The organism is Clostridium pabulibutyricum, assembly GCF_058242705.1.
In genome coordinates this window covers 224,360-244,584 of the sequence record NZ_JBZAYZ010000003.1, presented here as the reverse complement: position 1 = coordinate 244,584, position 20,225 = coordinate 224,360, and the positions used below count along the sequence as shown (strand labels likewise).

The window sequence follows — 20,225 nt, the reverse complement described above, 5'->3', positions numbered from 1 at the left end:
TGTATTAATATGGGAGGCATTATTCAGTTTGCCAATGCAATTTTTAAACCTTTGATAAATTTGGGAGCAGCGCCAATGATGTTTATAGTTTTAACTTTATTGGCAATTTTAATGCGTGTAAAGGTTAGCAAAGCCATAGAAGGAGGACTTAAGCTTGCAATTGCACTAACAGCAATAGGTCAGATAATTTCACTTTTGACAACCAACTTTTCAGATGCTTTGCAGGCGTTTGTAAAGTCTACTGGCATAAATCTTTCAATAACTGATTTAGGATGGGCACCGGTGGCGACTATAACATGGGGGTCAATGTACACACTTTTCTTTCTGTTTATACTTGTAATTGTCAACATTGTAATGCTTGTACTTAACAAGACAAACACACTTGATGTTGATATATTTGATGTATGGCATCCTGCATTTTGCGGAATTCTTATAATGTTCTACTCAAAAAATTTACTTGTTGCAACGATATTTGTTGTATTTATAGGAATCTTGAAAATAATTAACTCTGATCTTATGAAGCCGACATTTAATGATTTGTTGGATATGCCAGACAGCAATCCAACGACAACAACTCATCTTAATTATATGATGAATCCTATAATTATGGTATTTGATAAATTGATAGACAAGTTTTTACCGTTTCTTGACAAGTACGATTTTGATGCAGCACAGTTGAATAACAAGATAGGATTCTGGGGAAGTAAATTTGCAATAGGCGCTTATCTTGGAGTGTTTGTAGGAATATTGGGCCATCAAAGTGCTGTAAAGATATTTACATTGGCATTTATAGGTGCAACATGTTTGGAATTATTTTCTGTAATAGGTTCATGGTTTATAGCTGCGGTGGAACCGTTATCTCAAGGTATAACTAATTTTCTAAGTAAAAGAATGTCAAATAGAAAATTTAACATAGGAATTGATTGGCCGTTTGTAGCAGGCAGAGCTGAAATATGGGCTGTAGCAAATATACTGGCTCCAATACTACTTGCAATTTCGTTGTTCCTTCCAGGAAATAGAATATTGCCACTTGGTGGAATAATAGCAATGGGTGTAACACCTGCACTTCTTGTAGTTACCAGAGGTAAAATGATAAGAATGATATTGATAGGAATACTTGAAATACCAATATTTTTGTGGGCAGGAACTGCCATGGCACCTTGTGTAACAAATTTAGCAAAACAGGTTGGAGCATTTCCAAATGGACTTGCAGCATCCACAATGATATCACATTCAACTTGCGAGGGACCAGTAGAAAAATTCATTTCAATACTTATAGGAAAATTCTTTGGTGGTGGAAGTGTAACTACAGGTTTGTATGTCGTACTGGCACTTTTGGTATATGTAGCCTTGTTTGTATGGTATGCAAAACAGATGAAAAAACGAAATAAAGAATATGAGGTAGGAAAAAATGCAGCAGAACAGGCAAGCCTCAAATAGACTAAAAAAGTACAAAAAAATAATATCATAAATCATAAACAATATTGAAATCATTATAAAAGAATGATAATATATCATTAAGCATTCTTATTAGCTCATTTGTTGGCTCGCTTGTGGAGGATTACAGTATGTTGAAAGAAGAAAGATTCCAAAAAATATTGGATATGCTTGATAAAAACAATATAATAAAAATAACCGATATAAATGATGAACTTGGAGTTACTGAAATAACTGTTAGAAGAGATTTGAAAGTTCTTGAAGAAAGAGGAATGCTTAAAAGAATTTATGGCGGAGCTAAAAAGATTGAAAAATCGAATGAGATGAAATTTAAAGAACTTTCAAGTAATGAGAAGAGAAAGATAAATATAGAACAGAAGAAGTACATTGCCAGACTTGCTAGTGAAAGAGTTCATGAAAATGACATCATTTATATAGGACCCGGAACTACCAATGAGTTAATATATGATTATCTAGATGTTTCCTATATCAAGGTGATAACTAACTCCATGCCAGTTTTTCTAAAATTCAGGGAGGACAAACGTTATGAAATTATACTTGTAGGTGGAAGGTATAGGCTGCATACTGATGTATTTGTCGGCAATTTTACGAATGAAATTTTAAAGAGTATTAGGGTGAAGACGGCCTTTGTTGGTACAAATGGTATTTGTGGTGACAATATAACAACTTCAAATGAAGAAGAAGGAGTATGTCAGAAAATAATACTTGATAATGCAGTGCAGAAATATATAATTTGTGACAGTACAAAGATAGGCAAGGAGGATTTCTTCAGTTTTTATAATTTGCACGATGTAACGGGCATAATAACAGATGGAGATATAGATGACAAGGTAAAAGAAAAATATCAAAAGTATGTGGATATAATAAACTGAAGTATCAAGTAGTTCATAAAAACAAAGTAAAACCAGATTACCTGGATGCAGGCAGTCTGGTTTTACTTTGTTTATTTGAATGCGTCTATTGCATAAGTGAATTTCAAGGTTGTGTTGGAGACGGTGCTGCAGGTTCCAAGTGGATATGAATCCGGTAAAACGTGTGAATTGGCTTCTGGTTCCCAATAAAATACACCAAGTCCTTTGTTGTTTGGAACAGATTTTACTTTATTTATTACAGCTTTGATTATACTGTAAGTGTTTGAAGGGTCGTTTTCAAGACCTCCGGTTTCACAGATCATAACTTCTTTATTATAGCGTTTTGCCATATCATTCAGGTTATATCCCAATGCGTCAATGTTTTGAGTGTAGTTTACTTTGTCCCAATATGGGTAGTAGGACATGCCGATTACATCAAACTTTGCACCTGCTTTTGTAAGACCGTCAAATATATTTCTGTAAAGAGTATTGTCGGCACCGTTTGACAAATGAATTATAACCTTTGAAGATGAATTCACCGATTTGACTGCGTTATAGCCATCATTGATTAAAGATGCCCATTTTGTATAGTTGTATGAGCTTCCATCAGGCCACAGCATGCCTGAATTGGTTTCGTTGCCGATTTGAACCCAGTCAGGTGATATGCCGATATTTTTTAGGGCTGACATTAAGTAGTGGGTATGATTATACACATCACTCTCCAATTGTGAGAAGTTGTCATTCTTCCATGCAGCTGGTTTGTCCTGATAAGCGGGGTCTGCAAAGTGATCGCTGTAGTGAAAATCTAGCATTATTCTCATTCCGAGTTTTTTTGCCCTTTGGGCCATGTATAATACCCCTTTTGTATCGGAATAGCCCAAGATACATTTTGTACCGTCTTTTTTAGTCCACTCGAAGCTTGATGGCGGATTTACAAATACCCTTAATCTTATTGAATTTACTCCATGATTCTTCAAAATTTGCAGAGCATCATTTTTTACTCCATTGGTGTCTTCCCATTGTATGCCTTTGTTTTCCAACTGATTTAGCCATCCGATATCAGCTCCTTTTGCGAAATTTGACTTGGCTGAAACTTTATTTGGAAAGGCTCCGCCAATTAATAAAAATGTAGATAGAACCAAAAACAAGCTAAAGATTTTCTTAAACATAGTTTAATCTCCCCCTTAAATTTAAAATAGATTCTAATGTGGAACACACTTCAAACAAATTATATCAGGAAATAATTACAAAGTAAACGATTTTAAGAAAATAAATGTAATGTTTTTAAGCGGTTATTGTTAATAAATAATAAGAATAAAGAAAATATCAAACATAAATAGAATAATAATAACACATAAATAATATTGACAAGCAATATGAAAAGATATATTATATATATAAATGTAAATTCAAACATAATCAAACATAATAGTTCAAAAAAGGAAGTATAAAATTACTGAAAAGGAGGAAGATGTTATGACTAATGAAGAATTGGAATTGACAACCATGGAGATAGTGGCATATTCGGGGGATGCAAGGTCTAAGTATATAAATGCTTTGAATGCCGCTGATAATGGGGACTATGAGGAGGCTGAAAATTTAATTAATGAAGGAAACGAGCTTATAACAGAAGCACATAATGTCCAAACCAAGATGATCCAAATGGAGGCATCAGGAGAAAAGATACAAGTTGGTTTTTTAATTGTACATGCCCAGGATCATTTAATGACAGTTATGCTTTTAAGAGATCTTGTAAACAGCCTGATAAACTTATATAAAAAAGTAAATCGATAAAAATTTAGGGGAGATTTTTATGAAAAAATTAATTGCTTTGATTGAAAGAATGAAACCGTTTTTTGAAAAGGTTTCAAATAATCCATATCTAAGGGCGATTAGGGATGGATTTCTAAGCTGTATGCCTATTATTTTATTTTCAAGTATTTTTTTACTCGTAGCTTGTGTGCCTAATATATGGGGATTTTACTGGCCTGATAATATAAATAATATAATTATGAAAGCATATAACTATTCAATGGGAATTCTGGCAACATTAATGGTGGCAACAATCGCCAAGAGTTTAACGGATAATATCAATAATAAACTGCCAAAACTCAGACAAATTAATAGTATATCTGTGATGATTGTTTCTATTGCGTGTTTTTTGCTGGTAGCTGTGGAACCGGTTAAGGATGGATTTTCAAGTGAGTATATGGGAACCAAAGGATTGTTGTCTGCATTTGTAGTAGCTTTTATAGTTCCTAACATATACAAAGTTTTCATAAAAAATAATGTAACAATTAAGCTTCCTGACGAGGTGCCGCGAAATGTAGCGCAGACTTTTGAAGATTTACTTCCACTTGCAGCATCTATTTTGTTTTTTTGGATATTCGATTTGATATTTAGAAATGTAGCCGGTGAAGTGTTCAGTCAATGGATTTTGGATGTATTGAAACCGTTATTTACAGCTGCGGATGGATACATAGGGTTGGCTATAATATATGGAGCAATGGCCATGTTCTGGTTTGTTGGTATTCATGGACCTTCCATAGTAGAACCTGCAGTAACGGCTATTTATATCGCAAATGTAGGGGCAAATTTGAAACTTTACCAATCGGGACAGCATGCATCATATGTGTTGACTCATGGAACTTCCTATTTTGTAGCAACTTTAGGAGGTACCGGTGCTACTTTGATGCTCACGGTAATGTTTGCCTTTATGGCCAGGTCAAAACAGCTGAAAGCAGTCGGAAGGACATCGATAATTCCTGTATCGTTTGCTGTAAATGAACCTGTTTTATTTGGAGCGCCTATTGTACTCAATCCTGTATTTTTTGTACCGTTTATCTGTACTCCCATAGTTAATGTCTGGTTGTTCAAGTTTTTTGTAGACAATCTGGGGATGAACGGATTTATCTATATAATACCATGGACAGCGCCAGGTCCTATAGGATTGATACTTGGTACAGGCTTTGCCAAATTGTCATTTATATTGGCTCCGCTGTTATTGATAATAGACTTTGTCATGTATTATCCATTTTTTAAAGTTTATGATAAACAACTAGTTGCAGAGGAACTCGTAAGAATTGGAGATGAAAATGTAGCAGCAACTCAAGAGAATCCGGCATCAGTTAAAGAAGTAATTGAAAAAGAAGCTGAGAAGCTTGATGAAAAGGTTAACTTAAAGGATGATACAGCTGAGAAAAAGCTTGTACTTGTGCTTTGCGCAAGCGGTGCTACAAGCAGTATGCTGGCAAATGCAATAACAAAAGGTGCAAAACAGGAAGGTGTAAATTTGGAATCAATAGCTATGGCATACGGACAGCATAAGGATGTAATACCGGATTATGATTTGATTGTATTGGCACCTCAAATGGCATCAATGTATAAAGAATTGAAAAGTGACTGTGAATCAAAGGGCACAAAATCAGCTACAACTTCGGGCAAGGAGTATGTAAAACTGACCAGGGATCCTGTTGGTGCATTGAAATTTGCATTGGATAAGATAAGAGAATAATTGAAAGGGAGAGGGGTATTATGGAGCAGTTTGAGAACGATTTTATTTTTGGTGGTGCAACAGCGGCTTATCAGGTAGAGGGAGCTGCAAAAGAATACGGGAAGGGAGCATGTGTATGGGATGAGTATCTTTCTAGACCTGAAAGCAAGTTCAACGGAGATGTGGCAAGTGATTTTTATCATAAGTACAAAGAAGATTTGAAGTTGTCCAGGGAATTTGGTATAAATGGCATACGAATTTCTATTGCATGGTCAAGAGTTATACCGAATGGAACAGGAGAGGTTAATTCTAAGGGAATTGAATTTTATAATAATCTTATTAATGAATGTATAAAAAATAATATAGAGCCATTTGTGACACTACATCATTTTGACACGCCGCTTTCGCTGTTTAAAAATGGTGATTGGTTGGACAGGGACAATATAGATCATTTCGTGAGATTTGCAGAAATTTGTTTCAATGAATTTGGTGACAGGGTTAAAAAGTGGATAACATTTAATGAAGCCTGGGCTGTTGCGCAAAATGGGTATATAATAGGAAATTTTCCGCCGAATAAAAAATATGATATACCAAAAGCAGTTCAATCAATGCATAACATGATGGTTGCACATGGAAAAGTAGTTAGTTTATATAAAAGCATGAATTTGGATGGTGAAATTGGCATTGTACATACTCTTGAGGGAAAATACCCGATAAGCAATTCCGAGGAGGATAAAAGAGCTGCTTATTTGGATTATACTTTGTCGAATAAATTTATGCTGGATGCGTGTTTTAAAGGGGAATATCCCAAAGGAACCATTGATACAGTCAATGAAATCATGTATAAAAACGGAGGAAAGCTTAAAATATATGATGGGGATTTGGATATTTTAAAATCTGCGTCCGAAAAAATTGATTTTCTAGGCATGAATTACTATTCAAGTCACTTTTTAAAGGGATATCAAGGTGAAAGCAAAATACATCATAATGGCACTGGTGAAAAAGGCACAAGTATCTTTGCACTTAAAGGTATAGGACAGCGCGTAAATAATCCTGAAGTTCCAACTACAGACTGGGATTGGCCGATTTATCCAGAAGGACTTCATGACATGCTGGTGAAGATAAAAAATGAGTATCCTAATTATAAGAAGATATATATCACCGAAAATGGTATGGGATATAAAGACGATTTTAAAAATGAAAAGATAGATGATACTCCAAGGATAGATTATATAAAGAAACATCTTGAAGCCATTTTAAAAGCCAAGAGTGAAGGTGTCATTGTAAAAGGGTATTTCTCATGGTCGCTTATGGATTTGCTTTCGTGGAGTAATGGTTATAATAAGCGTTACGGATTGTTTTATGTTGATTTTGAGAACCAGAAGAGGTATCCAAAGAAAAGTGCATATTGGTTAAAACGTGTATCTGAAAGCAAGAAAATTGTAAATGAAAATGAAGTAATATATTAGAGGATGATGGATGCTGCAAAAGCAGTATATTTTTGAAGTATCCACTTCTTGTTTTATTCATTTTCGGATTGACAATAAAATCGAACATAAAAAGTATAAAATAAATCATGAATAGCATTGAAAATGATACAATAAAGTGATAATATATATTTGTAAACAAAATTAGCAAAAAAAAATAATCTCGCATCACCAGAATAGAGATTAAAAAATAAAAAATTATAGAAGATTATAATCTTCTATGGATTAGATTATATAAACCAATTAAATTATACCATAGAGGATGATAATATAAAAGTTTTAACAAAAATATGAAAGCTGCAGGGAGGTATGATTTTATGAAGATAGCAATTGGATCTGATACAGATGGTTTTGAATTAAAAGAATATTTGAAAAAATATTTACTTGGTAAAGGATTTGAAGTTGTTGATAAAACTCCTGAAAAAGGATTTAATCTTGTTCAGTCATCAAAATTGGTTGCAAAGTCAATTTTGGACGGGGAAGTTGAAAGGGGAGTGGCAATAGATCTGTATGGGGCAGGATCATTCATGGTTGGATGCAAACACAAGGGAATAATATGTGCTGAGGTTTCAGATGAACATTCTGCAAAAATGACAAGTCAGCATAATTCCGCAAACATGATTACGATTGGTTCAGGAATTGTTGGAAATAAACTGGCTGAAGCAATTGTGGATGCTTATTTGAAGGAAAAATATGCCGGAGGAAGACATCAGATAAGAGTGGACATGCTAAATAAAATGTTATAAATGGGGAGGTAATAATAATGATAATTTCACTTGGTTGTGATCATATAGTTCCTGATATTAAAATGAAGATTTCAGAGTATTTAAAATCGAAGGGTCATGAAGTTATAGACAATGGTACTTATGACTTTGTAAGAACACATTATCCTATATTCGGTAAAAAGACAGCTGAGAGGGTTGTATCAAAAGAGGCTGAACTTGGAATAGTTCTTTGTGGAACTGGAGTTGGAATATCGAATTCTGCAAACAAGGTAAAAGGAGTAAGAGCTGCACTTGTAAGGGATGTAAGTTCTGCAAGATACGCAAAAGAATATTTAAATGCAAATGTTATAGCATTTGGAGGAAGAATAACCGGAATAGGACTTATTGAAAATATAATCGATGTATTTCTTGAAACTAAGTATAAGCCTACTGCCGAAAACAAAGAGATAATAAAGGAAATTGATGGCTTGGCAGGGGATGACAGCAAACAGTTTGGCAATGAGCATTTCTTTGATGAATTTATGGAAAAATGGAAAAATGGTTACTATCCGACAAAGTAGATAGTTTTAGTTTGAATAAATTTGAGGAAAGGAAATCGCATTATGTTGATTACAACGAAAGGTTTGCTTGTAAAAGCTCAAAAGGAAAATTATGCAGTGCCGGCATTCAATATACACAATCTTGAGACTTTCAGGGTTGTTGTTGAAACTGCTGCGGAATTAAAGTCTCCTGTAATAATTGCAGGGACACCTGGAACTATAGATTACAGCGGCGAGGATTACCTGATAGCAATTGCCAAATCTGCAGCTGCAAAATATACTAAGATACCAATTGCAATGCATTTGGATCATTTTCAGGATGTAGAGAGGATTAAGCACTGCATAGATGTAGGTTTTACGTCTGCAATGATAGATGCATCTAGGATGTCATTTGAAGATAATATCAGAACTACAAGGGAAGTTGTTGAATATGCCCATTTAAATGGCACTGTTGTGGAAGCCGAGCTTGGAATGCTTGGTGGAAGAGAGGAAAGTATAGTTGTTGATGACAAGGATGCAATGTATACTAATCCGGATGCTGCGAGAGAATTTGTGGACAAGACTGGAATAGATTCACTTGCAGTTGCAATAGGAACTGCACATGGTTTGTATAAAGGAGAACCGAAGCTAGATTTTGAAAGACTTCAGGAAATAAGAGAAAAAGTATCCATACCATTGGTGCTTCATGGAGCTTCAAATGTTCCGGAACATCTGGTGAAAAAGGCTATAGAACTTGGCATATGCAAGGTAAATATAGCTACAGACCTAAAAATACCTTTCTCAAGTGCAGTTAAAGAATATTTTAAAAAGAATCCAGATGCAAATGATCCAAGAAATTACATGACTCCAGGAAAAAAGGCAATGAGACAGGTTGTTTATGACAAGATTATTATGTGTGGGAGTAGTGGAAAAGCTTGATTACTATTGTAAATTTAAATGCATCTGTAGACAAGAAGTATAATATAGACAATATAGTAAAAGGAAAAGTAATGAGGGCCAGATCAGTTGAAAATACGGCTGGAGGAAAAGGCATTCATGTGGCTAATATAGCACATATATTGGGGGAGAACACTTTAGTAACAGGATACATTGGCGGTAATACAGGCGAATTTATACAGGCCAGACTTGATGCAGAGGGAATAAAAAGCAAGTTTGTAAAAATTGAAGGCACGACAAGGGAGTGTTTAGCCTTTATGACCGATGATGAAGTCCAAACTGAAATTTTGGAACCTGGTCCCTATGTAACGGAAGAAGAACAAGACTATTTTATGAAAATGTATGAAAGTATGCTTGAGGATTCTGGTATTGTTGCGGCATCTGGAAGCGTGCCTAAAAACGTACCTGAAAGCGTATATGCTGATCTTATAAATATGGCAAATAAAAAAGGTAGAAAGTTCCTGCTGGATACAAGCGGTGAGCTCTTAAGGCTGGGTATAGATGCAGTGCCTTTTATGATAAAACCTAATAAAGAGGAACTTGAAACACTTACAGGAAGAAAAATATCAGATGAAAAAGATGTTGTAAAATGTGTAATGGATTTAAGCAGAAAAAACATCAAGTGCATTGTTGTGTCGCTTGGGGCACAGGGCTCTGTTGTGTATTTTGATGGCAAGATGTTCAGAGTAACGGTACCTTGTGTGAAAGCGGTTAATCCTGTTGGATCGGGAGACTCGTTAGTTGGCGGGTTTGCTGTTGGAATAGAGAGAGATTATTCTATGGATGATATAATAGCCCTAGGTACAGCATGTGGAACAGCCAATGCCATGCTTGAAAAGACGGGATACATAGAACCGGAGCTGGTTCGAAGGATAATGAAAGAGGTAAGTATAAATAGAATAAAATTATAACAGCTGAGTTTGAAAAAAGCGTATTTGGACTTTTAAGCAACAGGTCTTTATACGCTTTTTTTATTTATTTAAAATTACCACAATGTTGTGTAAACATTTTGATATATTGATGTATATACGAATAAACGGTTACATGATAACATTTTATTATAGAAACATTTCAAAAAACGTTGTTGCAATGAAAGGAGAATTTTATGAACCTTATAAATAAAAATCTTATAGAATTGAATATTCAATGTACAAAAAAAGAGGATGTAATAAAAAGTTTATCTGATTTGATAGATAAAGAAAAAAGGCTTAATGATTATAACGGATATGTATCTCAGGTCTTAAAGAGAGAAAGTATGACTTCAACTGGGATCGGATTTGGCATAGCGATTCCACATGGCAAGTGCAGCGCTGTCTCAGTACCAGCTATTGCATTTGGAAGATTAAAAAATAAAGTTGAATGGGAATCACTGGATGATACGCCTATTAAAGTTGTATTCTTACTTGCAGTTCCCGAGGAGTCGGCTTCGGATGGACATTTAAAGATATTGGCTGCATTGTCACGAAAATTGCTCGATGAAGCTTTCAGAGAAAAGTTGTTCAATATGAATGATAAGGAAGAGCTACTAAAAATGTTTTCAAATATGTTTGAAAAAACTAAATTATAAAAATTTATCAGGGAGGTAAAAGTTATGTTAGAATTATTAAAAGACACCAAAAAACATTTGATGACTGGCGTTTCATATATGATACCGTTTATAGTATCTGGAGGAGTTTTGCTTGCGTTGTCCGTAATGTTGTCAGGTCAGGCTGCAGTTCCAAAAACGGGATTTTTGAAGTCGATGTCAGATATAGGTAGTGCTGGATTGACACTGTTTGTTCCTATACTTGGAGGATTTATCGCATATTCAATGGCAGATAAACCGGGTCTGGCTCCAGGAATGATTGGTGCGTATCTTGCAAACCTTAAAGGTGGAGGTTTTCTTGGAGGCATGATAGCTGGAATACTTTCAGGTATAATTGTTTACTACTTGAAGAAAATAAAAGTACCTAATTCCATGAGATCTGTAATGCCTATATTTATACTTCCGCTTATAGGCACTTTTGTAGTCGGAATTATAATAGTATTATTTTTAGGACAGCCTATTGCAGATTTGATGGCGGCATTGAATATATGGTTAAAGGGAATGCAGGGAAGTTCAAAAGTTATATTGGGGATTATAATTGGTGCAATGATAACTTTTGATATGGGAGGTCCTTTGAACAAAACGGCTTTCTTTTTCTCGATTGCGATGGTTCCAACTCATCCTGAATTGATGGCAGCAGCAGCAGTTCCAATTTGTACTCCGCCTCTTGGACTTGGTCTTGCATCTCTTCTATTCAAGAAAAAGTTTAGTGTTGAGGAGAGAGAAGCTGGAAAGGCAGCGCTTATCATGGGCTGTGTAGGAGTAACAGAAGGTGCAATTCCATTTGCAGCATCAGATCCAATCAGAGTAATACCGTCTATAATGGTAGGTGGTGCAGTTTCTTCAGTTATGTCTCTTCTAATCGGTGCTGCAGACCATGCACCATGGGGTGGACTTATAGTATTGCCTGTAGTTGATAACAGATTGGGATATTTGCTTGCAGTTGCAGTTGGAGTTGTGGTAACGGCACTTATGGTAAATATATTGAAAAAGCCTGTAACTGAAGTTGATGTACTGGCTAAAGACGACCAAGATGATGATGACATAGATTTAGATTTTGATTAAAAATATATAATAATGGGAGTGATTTAAATGAAGGTAGTTGCATGTACTTCCTGCCCTTCAGGTGTTGCACATACTTATATGGCAGCGGAGGCAATAGAAAAAGCATTTAAGGCAGCGGGACACAAGGTTAAAGTTGAGACACAGGGATCCATTGGAGTAGAGAATAAATTAACTGAACAGGAAATAAAAGAAGCAGATTTTGTAATACTTACAAAAAATGTAACTATAAAAGGTGAGGAAAGATTTAAAGGAAAATCAATTGTCAGAGTTACAGCTGGAGATGCCATCAAAAAGTCTGATGCCATGGTTAAAAAGCTTGAAAAACATTTGGCTCAGAGTGGAAAATAGTTTAAAAATGAATTAGAAAAACCTTCTATGATAAGTTGAAAATCATAGAAGGTTTTCTTATATATATTTGTTTAAATTGGAGAAGAATGAGATTAGTTCACTTTTAGTTGCAGATTTTTTAATCTTGTTTATTAACTCTTCATTATCCAGAAGTGAGTAAAACTTTTTAAAAAAAGTTCTTGTGCTGTTTATATTTTTAAATTTTAATGCAAGTATAAAAATAAGATCTATATATTCATTTTTCCATACAACAGGATTGTTTAGTTTTACAATTCCTATTTTAGGATGCAATATGAATTGTTCATTGGAATGGGGAATTGCTATTCCTTTTCCAATTATTGTAGATGAATTTTGTTCTCTTTGGATGACATTTTTATAGAAGCCCGATTTTGCAATGCCGCTTTGTTCCATTATATTTGCATACTTTTTTATTATTTCAAGATAAGGCTCGCATCCATCATCTATAAAACAATAATTACTGGATATTATATCGTCCAAATATTCATTTTTTGCATCAATATTTGCATCCAAGTGGATGTTTTCAAGATATTTTCTAATTATTGTCTCGTCTTTTTCATCAAGAAATGTACTTGTATATACGATTTTTTTTGTGTTTATATTTACGGGTACTGTACTTATTATCAGGTCTGTTGAATTTATTATATCTTCTGTAAGGTACCTTAATGGAAGAATCGCAGATATATCTATCTGTGGAAACTTTTTGGATAGTCTGGTTGCGATTATTTGTGATGTACCTATTCCACTGGAACAGATTACCACAACCTTTATTTTTGAATTCATGCGCTCAACTGCAGCGGCGATATGAAGTGATATATAGCCTATCTCGTCTTCATTTATTGAAATTCCAAGTTCGTTTTCAAATATTATGCTGCAGGAATAAGTAGCTCCAAATATACTTAGATATTCTTCTTTTATCTTTTTTAGAATTGGATTTCTAAGCTGAAGTCCGTATTTAAGTCGTATAATTGTTGTTCTCAAATGTATGGACAGGTTTGCAAGAAGCAATTTGTCATTTCTCAGATTTATATTTAAAATATCACTTACGAGATTTATAATTTTATTTGCTATTTCAACATTTAATTCTTTCTTGGAGTTTATTATGTTGCTTAAGGTATATGGATAAACATTGTATTGTATTTTTGCACCGAGCATATGAAGGCATATGTATGCACTTTCTTCTTTTGGTATTTTTAATTTGAACGTTTTGTTTAATTCGTTTACAACAAGGACTGCGATTTTAAATTCTTTGTTCATCTCTATATTTTTGAGATAATCGTGGTCTATATCAATCTTTTTGTTGAATTTGGCTCTTTCAAGTGTTATGGCAATGTGAACTATTAAATTTATGAAAGCTTGATCGGTAAAGTAATATCCAAGCTTTTCCTCGGATTTCTGGATTATTTTTTGAACTTTAAATATATCAAGGCTTGGAAAAAATTGCATGATTTTTTTGTAATTTGAAGAATCTATCCTGTAGTCGAGTTCCTTGTGCATTTCATCACAGTTCTTCTGAGATGAGTCTGCTTCATTGTTCAATTCGGAAAACAAGCTCATCATTGAATTTCTGAATGTATTTTCATTTCCTGCTATCCACAAACCTTTGTTTTGTTTTCTCTTTAGTTGAAGCCCATGAATTTCAAGCCACTTTTCAACATAGTTCAAGTCGTTTATTATAGTGCTTTTACTGCAATAGAGATCATCTGCAAGCAATTGAATGGTATATGTATATCTGTTGTTGAAAAGAGTTTTCAATATGTATTTTTGTCTGTAATCTTTTGAATACGTATTGTTGTTTTTGAAAGTAAAATTATAAATTAGTTTTTTCTTCTGATTTTGATCGGCTTCGATATATATTCCTACACCGGGTTTTCTTATCAAAGTTATTTCTAGCCTGTCAAAAGTAGATTTTAATTCGTCTAAATAATTTCGTATTGTTTTTTGGCTGGTATTGAGTTTAATGGCAATTTCTTTTATTGTAATTGGAGTGCTGTTTTTTAGAAGAATAAATATTAAATTTTGTTTTTTATTGTCTTTAGAATTCATATAAAAACCTCCAGTATGGGACATGTAATTATTGTAAATTTATTTTAAAACAGTAGGATTGATTTGTGGGCTGACGGCATAATGACTTGCATAACTGGAGTTGTGCATACATAGTTTCTAGATGATTTTTATGTTTGTCCTGTTTAATAAATCAAGTATGTTTTCATTTGGAGTATTTTCGGTTATTATAGTGTCTATTTGACTTAGGTCTGCAAATTTATAGCTTCCGTCAAAATAAAACTTCCTGTTCTCCATTACAAGGTATACGGATTTGCTATTCTTTATTATTGTTTTTTTTGTGTTCCCGTCTTCAAAATCAAAGGTAGTTACACTTTCCTCAGATATGTCAACTCCGCAGCTTCCTATAAATGATTTTGAAAATTTGTAGTTTGACAGGTTTTCAATTGTCAGTGATCCTGTAAAGCCGTTCAAGTCTTTGCACATTATGCCACCGGGACATATAATTTGTATATCATTCTTTTCATTGTTTATTGTGGACATTATATCCACCATATTTGTCACAACGGTTAATTTTTTACTGCATGTTGAAAGTAATTTTGCAAGTAGAATATTAGTTGTTGATATGTCCAGAAATATGGTTTCACCGTTTTCAATAAGATTGAAGGCTTTTTCGGCAATCTTTGATTTAGATTCAGTATTGTACTTTTTGCGCGCTTCTATTTTTTTATAATGTGCGGGTTTTCTTATTGATACCGCACCACCGTAGGTTCTTCTCAGCATATTATTGTTTTCTAGTATTTTCAAGTCTTTGCGTATGCAGTCTTTTGAAACATTAAATTTTTTACTTAAATCATTTACTATGACTTTACCGCTGTTTTCTAAAATGTGTAGTATTTCATTATGCCGCTCTTCCATAAACATAGCAATCATCCTTTTGTGAATATTGAAGTTCGAATTTACTATTATTATATACTATTTTATTCACAAAAAACAATATTGAAGTTTATATTATTTGGTAGTACAATAATTATAAAGATAAAACAATAATAAACAATACATATTAAGAAATGGGGTGGAATAAGTGAATGAAAGAATCAATAGGCTGAAAAATCAACTGTTTAGTGAAAAAAGGGAAGTTTCTCTGGAAAGAGCACTTTTGTATACGGAAAGCTATAAGAAAACCGTAGGAGAGCCCGTTATGATAAGGAGAGCCAAAGCTTCAGCGCATATTATGGATAATGTTGAGATATCTATAAGGGAAGGCGAGCTTATCCTTGGAAACAGAACTGTAAAACCAAGAAGCGGTATTGTTTCACCGGAAATGGACCCTTATTGGATTTATAAAGAGCTTGATACTATTTGTTCCAGGGCGCAGGATCCTTTTTATATAAGTGAAGAAGACAAGAGGGTATACAAGGAAAAGTTATATCCGTATTGGAAAGACAAATCCATGAAGGATTTCATAAATTCGATGATAAGTGAAGAGATAAAAGAAGCTGTGGAGTCCGATGTTATATCTTTAAATCAGACGGATAAAGGACAGGGACATATTATCATGGATTTCCCATTTGTCCTCAAAAACGGAATAAGTTCCATAATTGACAAAATTGATTCAAAGATGAATAAAAATCCGGACAATCTTTTCTATAAAGCTGCATCCATAACTATGAGGGCCATGCAGAGGCATATTTTGAGATATCATGAATTGGCTTTGCAGGAAGCTTCAAAGGAAAATGATCCCGACAGGAAAAATGAACTATTAAAGTGTGCCCAAGTTTCCAAGAAAATCTCTACAGAAAAGCCTGAAAGTTTTTGGGAGGCATGTCAGCTTGTTTGGTATGTAAGTGTATGCGCACAGTATGAATCAAATGCAAGTTCACTTTCCCTGGGGAGATTTGACCAGTATATGTACAGCTTTTATAAAAATGATCTCGAGAAAGGCTGTAAAAAAGAATTTTTAAAAGAGCTGCTTGAATGTTTTTGGATAAAAACAAATGATGTTGTGCTTATTAGAAGCGCAAACAGTGCAAAATACTTTGCAGGATTTCCAACAGGGTATACCATAGCTCTTGGAGGACTTACTGAAAACAGCAGGTCTGCTGTAAATGAACTTTCACATTTGTGCCTTGAAAGTTATCATGATATAAGGCTTCCACAGCCTAATTTGGCAGTAAGGCTTAACGAACTTATTCCAAGGTCGTTTTTGAATCTGACAGCTGAAACTATAAAAATTGGAACAGGCATTCCTCAGATATTCAATGATGAAGTAATTGTTCCTGGTTTTCTAAATAGGGGAGTAAGCCTTGAAGATGCAAGAGATTACAGCATAGTTGGATGTGTCGAGCTTTCAATACCTGGCAAGACCTATGGACTTCATGATATAGCACTTTTCAATTTGCTTAAGGTTATGGAAATATCACTCAAGGAAAACAGGAATAACAAAAAAATAGATTTTAATTTTATAATTGGGGATATAAAGAAGAAAATCACACACTATGTCAAACTTGTATGTGATGGTTCAAATATAGTGGATATAGGACATAGGAAATTTGCACCGATTCCAATGCTTTCCTGTTTAATAGATAATTGCCTTGAAAGTGGAAAAGATGTGACTGAAGGCGGAGCAAAATACAATTTTTCAGGAATACAGGGTATAGGAGAGGCTAATTTGAGCGATTCTCTATATGCATTGAAGAAAATAGTATTCGAGGAAAAGAGGATATCTTTTGAAGAAATTGTAAATGCACTTGACGCAGACTTTGAAGGGAAAGATTATCCCGATTTGAGACAGATGCTCATAAACAACTATGATAAGTATGGAAATGACAATGATGAGGTTGATTTTATATCATCAGACATACTTAGGTATTATGCAAAGGAACTCGAGAAGTACTCTAATCCAAGAGGAGGGAGATTTATCCCTGGTGCATATACAGTTTCAGCGCATATTCCACTTGGAGAGGCGGTTGGAGCGACACCTGATGGTAGAAAGGCACACAGCCAGCTGGCTGATGGCGGACTTTCACCTATGGTTGGGAGAGACCTTCTCGGACCAACTGCAGTTTTAAAGAGTGTGAGTAAGCTTGACAATTATCTGACTACAAATGGAAGTCTTTTAAACGTTAAGTTCAATCCAAAAACTTTATCCGGTGACGAGGGAATTAAAAAATTTGGAGATTTCCTTATGTCATTCATGAAACTTAAAATACAGCATATTCAATTTAATGTAATGTCAAGGCGTATGCTTGTGGATGCACAAAAAAATCCTGAAAACTATAAAGGACTTGTTGTAAGGGTTGCAGGATACAGCGCTTTCTTTGTAGAACTCAATAAGAAAATACAGGATGATATAATTGCAAGAACCGAGCACGTATTATAATAAATGGATGTGGTTTATTTATGAAGGCATTGATTTTTAACATACAGAGATATTCAATTCATGATGGAAATGGAATAAGAACAGTGGTTTTTTTAAAAGGATGTCCGCTTCATTGTCCCTGGTGTTGTAATCCTGAGTCTCAATCCTTTGATATAGAAACGGTTGGAAAAACGGAAGGTACTTCAAGATTTTCTTCAGGTGACGTTAGAATCTTTGGAAAGTATATGACAGTTGATGAAGTTACAGCAGAGGTTGAAAAGGATATGATTTTTTATAACACTTCTGGAGGCGGTGTTACTTTATCAGGTGGTGAAGTCCTCGCGCAGTCCAAGTTTTCCATTGAACTGTTGAAAAAACTTAAAAAGTTGTGTGTGGATACAGCTATTGAGACATCTGGAAATGGAAGTACCAACGATTTGCTTGAGATGAGTAAATATCTTGATGTTGTATTGTTTGATCTTAAAATAATGGATAAAGTAAAGGCAAGAGATATTATAGGAATTGATATGGAACTTGTAAAAACAAATATTAGGATGCTTGTTGAAAATCACAAGAAAGTAATACCGAGAATACCACTTATTCCAGGATATACCATATCAAAAGAAAATATCGAGCAGATAATTGAATTTACTAAAGAACTCGGTCTTCGTGAAATTCATATACTTCCATTTCATCAATATGGAAGTGAAAAGTATGAGTATTTGCACAAGGAATACAGCCTGAAGGACATCGAGCCACTTGGACAGAAAGAGTCAAATGACATAAAAAAAATGATTGAGAAAAGGTTTGATGGAGTAAAAGTAGTTATTGGTGGAATGTAAAAAATTAAAATAAAAATTTAAAACAAGAGGAGATAATTAAAAATGGAATTTATGTTTGATACTGCTAATATTGAGGTTATAAAAAAATATAAGGATACTTTTCCTATAACTGGAATTACAAGCAATCCAAGCATTATAAAAAAAGAAGGAAAGATTGATTTCTTCAATCATTTCAAAGAAATCAGAAATATCCTTGGACAGGAAAAAAGCATTCATATACAAGTTGTATCAAAAGAATGCAACGGTATAGTAAAAGAAGCAGAAACAATAAGGGAAAAAGTGGACGACAAGGTTTATATCAAAATTCCTGTTACAGCAGAAGGATTAAAGGCTATGAATATACTTAAAGCAAAAGGTGTTGGCATTACGGCAACTGCGGTTTATACAAAAGTCCAGTCACTTCTATCACTTGAAGCAGGAGCAGATTTTATTGCACCATATTTTAATAGAATGGAAAATATGAATATTGACCCTCGTGCTACAATACAAATGGTTGCAGACATGATAGACAGGTATAATTATCCAACAAAGATACTTGCTGCAAGCTTTAAAAACATAGGACAGGTAATGGACTCTTTTTCAGCAGGAGCGCAGGTTGCAACTGTAGCACCTGAGATACTCAAAGATTCTCTCAACATGGCGTTGATAGGAAGAGCTGTAGATGATTTTACATCTGACTGGGAAGGTGTATTTGGAAAAGGGACTTCAATTTGTGATCTTTAATCTCTGAGAGGTTTATTATGAAAACTGTAAAAAAGGAAAATATTAATGTATCAGCTTCTGTATCATGCATGAATCTCTGCAATCTAAAAAAGGACATGCAGGAGGTTGAAAAATCCAGAGTGTCGTTTTATCACTTTGATGTAGTCGATGGAAGGTTCAACAATTGTTTTATGCTGGGTGAACCAACGTTAAAAAGCATGAGAGAAGAAGCAAGTATCCCTATTGAAGTTCATCTTGCAGTTTACGAACCTGAAAAATTTATAGAAGCTTGTGCAAAATTGGGAGCGGATTATATTGCGGTGCATTATGAATCACTGAAAGATCCGTATAAAATATTTAAGATGATACGTGACTTTGGAGCAAAGCCTGTTCTTGCATATAAATCAAATACAGCTCCAGAAAATGATTTTCCGTCCCTTGCAGAGCAAGTTTCGTGGATACTGAAGCTTACCGTGGAGCCTGGATTTTCAGGACAAAAAATTCAAAGGCAGGCAGTGGAACATATAGCCAGTATGAGATGTATGCTTGACGAAGCAGGATTGAATACTGGAATAGAGGCGGATGGAAATATCAACATATATACAATCCCTCAGGTTGTAAAGGCAGGAGCGGATATTTTAACTGGGGGATCTTCGGGATTATTTGTTGAAAATTGCAGTGTAGAACAATCCTGTAATGAAATGGTTGAAATTGCTGCAAGGTGCCAAAAATCCGGAAATAGAAAAAAATAAACTCAATGTCATCAGCAATCAAGTTAAAACCAGCGTTGAAAACAGTTCTTGTGAATGTG

At 34.4% G+C, this 20,225-nt stretch carries 19 protein-coding genes; 16 read left to right on the top strand and 3 right to left on the bottom strand.

Annotated features, from left to right (window positions below; translation table 11 throughout):
• Positions 1-9: 9 nt before the first annotated feature.
• Complete coding sequence (locus AC4CVH_RS06280) at positions 10-1,440, top strand: PTS galactitol transporter subunit IIC (RefSeq protein ID WP_490786895.1); 1,431 nt, start codon at positions 10-12, stop codon at positions 1,438-1,440.
• A gap of 128 nt (positions 1,441-1,568) precedes the next feature.
• Positions 1,569-2,330 (top strand): DeoR/GlpR family DNA-binding transcription regulator, encoded by a 762-nt coding sequence (locus tag AC4CVH_RS06275; RefSeq protein WP_490786894.1) that lies wholly within the window; start codon positions 1,569-1,571, stop codon positions 2,328-2,330.
• Positions 2,331-2,401: 71 nt separating this feature from the next.
• Here AC4CVH_RS06275 and AC4CVH_RS06270 read toward each other — a convergent pair whose 3' ends face one another.
• A complete protein-coding gene (locus tag AC4CVH_RS06270; RefSeq protein ID WP_490786893.1) occupies positions 2,402-3,478 on the bottom strand; it encodes a glycoside hydrolase family 53 protein in 1,077 nt (358 codons plus the stop codon).
• Between the two features lie 307 nt (positions 3,479-3,785).
• Between AC4CVH_RS06270 and AC4CVH_RS06265 the strand changes: the two genes are divergently transcribed.
• From AC4CVH_RS06265 to AC4CVH_RS06220, 10 genes are all read left to right on the top strand, one after another.
• Entirely contained in the window at positions 3,786-4,103 is a 318-nt protein-coding gene (locus AC4CVH_RS06265) for a PTS lactose/cellobiose transporter subunit IIA (RefSeq protein WP_490786892.1), read from the top strand.
• Between the two features lie 19 nt (positions 4,104-4,122).
• A complete protein-coding gene (locus AC4CVH_RS06260) occupies positions 4,123-5,823 on the top strand; it encodes a lactose-specific PTS transporter subunit EIIC (RefSeq protein ID WP_490786891.1) in 1,701 nt (566 codons plus the stop codon).
• Positions 5,824-5,843: 20 nt separating this feature from the next.
• Positions 5,844-7,271 (top strand): 6-phospho-beta-galactosidase, encoded by a 1,428-nt coding sequence (gene lacG / locus AC4CVH_RS06255; protein WP_490786890.1) that lies wholly within the window; start codon positions 5,844-5,846, stop codon positions 7,269-7,271.
• A 335-nt stretch (positions 7,272-7,606) separates the two neighbouring features.
• Positions 7,607-8,035 carry a galactose-6-phosphate isomerase subunit LacA gene (gene lacA / locus AC4CVH_RS06250; protein ID WP_490786889.1) on the top strand — a complete coding sequence of 143 codons (429 nt, stop codon included), beginning with the start codon at positions 7,607-7,609 and terminating at the stop codon, positions 8,033-8,035.
• 17 nt (positions 8,036-8,052) lie between these two features.
• Positions 8,053-8,574, top strand: coding sequence for a galactose-6-phosphate isomerase subunit LacB (gene lacB / locus AC4CVH_RS06245; RefSeq protein WP_490786888.1), 522 nt, complete (start codon positions 8,053-8,055; stop codon positions 8,572-8,574).
• Between the two features lie 42 nt (positions 8,575-8,616).
• Positions 8,617-9,471, top strand: a complete 855-nt coding sequence (locus tag AC4CVH_RS06240) for a tagatose bisphosphate family class II aldolase (RefSeq protein ID WP_490786887.1) — start codon at positions 8,617-8,619, stop codon at positions 9,469-9,471.
• Positions 9,468-10,400, top strand: a complete 933-nt coding sequence (locus AC4CVH_RS06235; protein ID WP_490786886.1) for a 1-phosphofructokinase family hexose kinase — start codon at positions 9,468-9,470, stop codon at positions 10,398-10,400. Before AC4CVH_RS06240 ends, AC4CVH_RS06235 begins: the two co-directional genes overlap by 4 nt.
• A 194-nt stretch (positions 10,401-10,594) precedes the next feature.
• Positions 10,595-11,056: a PTS sugar transporter subunit IIA gene (locus AC4CVH_RS06230; protein WP_490786885.1), complete on the top strand. Its 462-nt coding sequence runs from the start codon at positions 10,595-10,597 to the stop codon at positions 11,054-11,056.
• A 24-nt stretch (positions 11,057-11,080) separates the two neighbouring features.
• Positions 11,081-12,139, top strand: a complete 1,059-nt coding sequence (locus tag AC4CVH_RS06225; protein ID WP_490786884.1) for a PTS fructose transporter subunit EIIC — start codon at positions 11,081-11,083, stop codon at positions 12,137-12,139.
• 27 nt (positions 12,140-12,166) lie between these two features.
• Positions 12,167-12,487: a PTS fructose-like transporter subunit IIB gene (locus AC4CVH_RS06220; protein WP_490786883.1), complete on the top strand. Its 321-nt coding sequence runs from the start codon at positions 12,167-12,169 to the stop codon at positions 12,485-12,487.
• A gap of 57 nt (positions 12,488-12,544) precedes the next feature.
• Here the strand turns inward: AC4CVH_RS06220 and AC4CVH_RS06215 are convergent, their stop codons facing one another.
• Together AC4CVH_RS06215 and AC4CVH_RS06210 are read right to left on the bottom strand one after the other, a co-directional pair.
• Positions 12,545-14,551, bottom strand: coding sequence for a BglG family transcription antiterminator (locus AC4CVH_RS06215; protein ID WP_490786882.1), 2,007 nt, complete (start codon positions 14,549-14,551; stop codon positions 12,545-12,547).
• Between the two features lie 117 nt (positions 14,552-14,668).
• Positions 14,669-15,433 carry a DeoR/GlpR family DNA-binding transcription regulator gene (locus AC4CVH_RS06210; RefSeq protein ID WP_490786881.1) on the bottom strand — a complete coding sequence of 255 codons (765 nt, stop codon included), beginning with the start codon at positions 15,431-15,433 and terminating at the stop codon, positions 14,669-14,671.
• Positions 15,434-15,593: 160 nt separating this feature from the next.
• On the opposite strand from AC4CVH_RS06210, the gene AC4CVH_RS06205 reads away from it, so the two are divergent.
• Genes AC4CVH_RS06205 through AC4CVH_RS06190 form a run of 4 tightly spaced genes read left to right on the top strand, consistent with a single transcriptional unit; the run spans position 15,594 to position 20,166 of the window.
• Positions 15,594-17,891, top strand: a complete 2,298-nt coding sequence (locus AC4CVH_RS06205; RefSeq protein WP_490786880.1) for a formate C-acetyltransferase — start codon at positions 15,594-15,596, stop codon at positions 17,889-17,891.
• A gap of 20 nt (positions 17,892-17,911) precedes the next feature.
• Positions 17,912-18,712, top strand: coding sequence for a glycyl-radical enzyme activating protein (locus AC4CVH_RS06200; protein ID WP_490786879.1), 801 nt, complete (start codon positions 17,912-17,914; stop codon positions 18,710-18,712).
• Between the two features lie 42 nt (positions 18,713-18,754).
• A complete protein-coding gene (locus tag AC4CVH_RS06195; RefSeq protein ID WP_490786878.1) occupies positions 18,755-19,435 on the top strand; it encodes a fructose-6-phosphate aldolase in 681 nt (226 codons plus the stop codon).
• 17 nt (positions 19,436-19,452) lie between these two features.
• Positions 19,453-20,166, top strand: a complete 714-nt coding sequence (locus AC4CVH_RS06190) for a ribulose-phosphate 3-epimerase (RefSeq protein ID WP_490786877.1) — start codon at positions 19,453-19,455, stop codon at positions 20,164-20,166.
• The last annotated feature ends 59 nt before the right edge of the window (positions 20,167-20,225 follow it).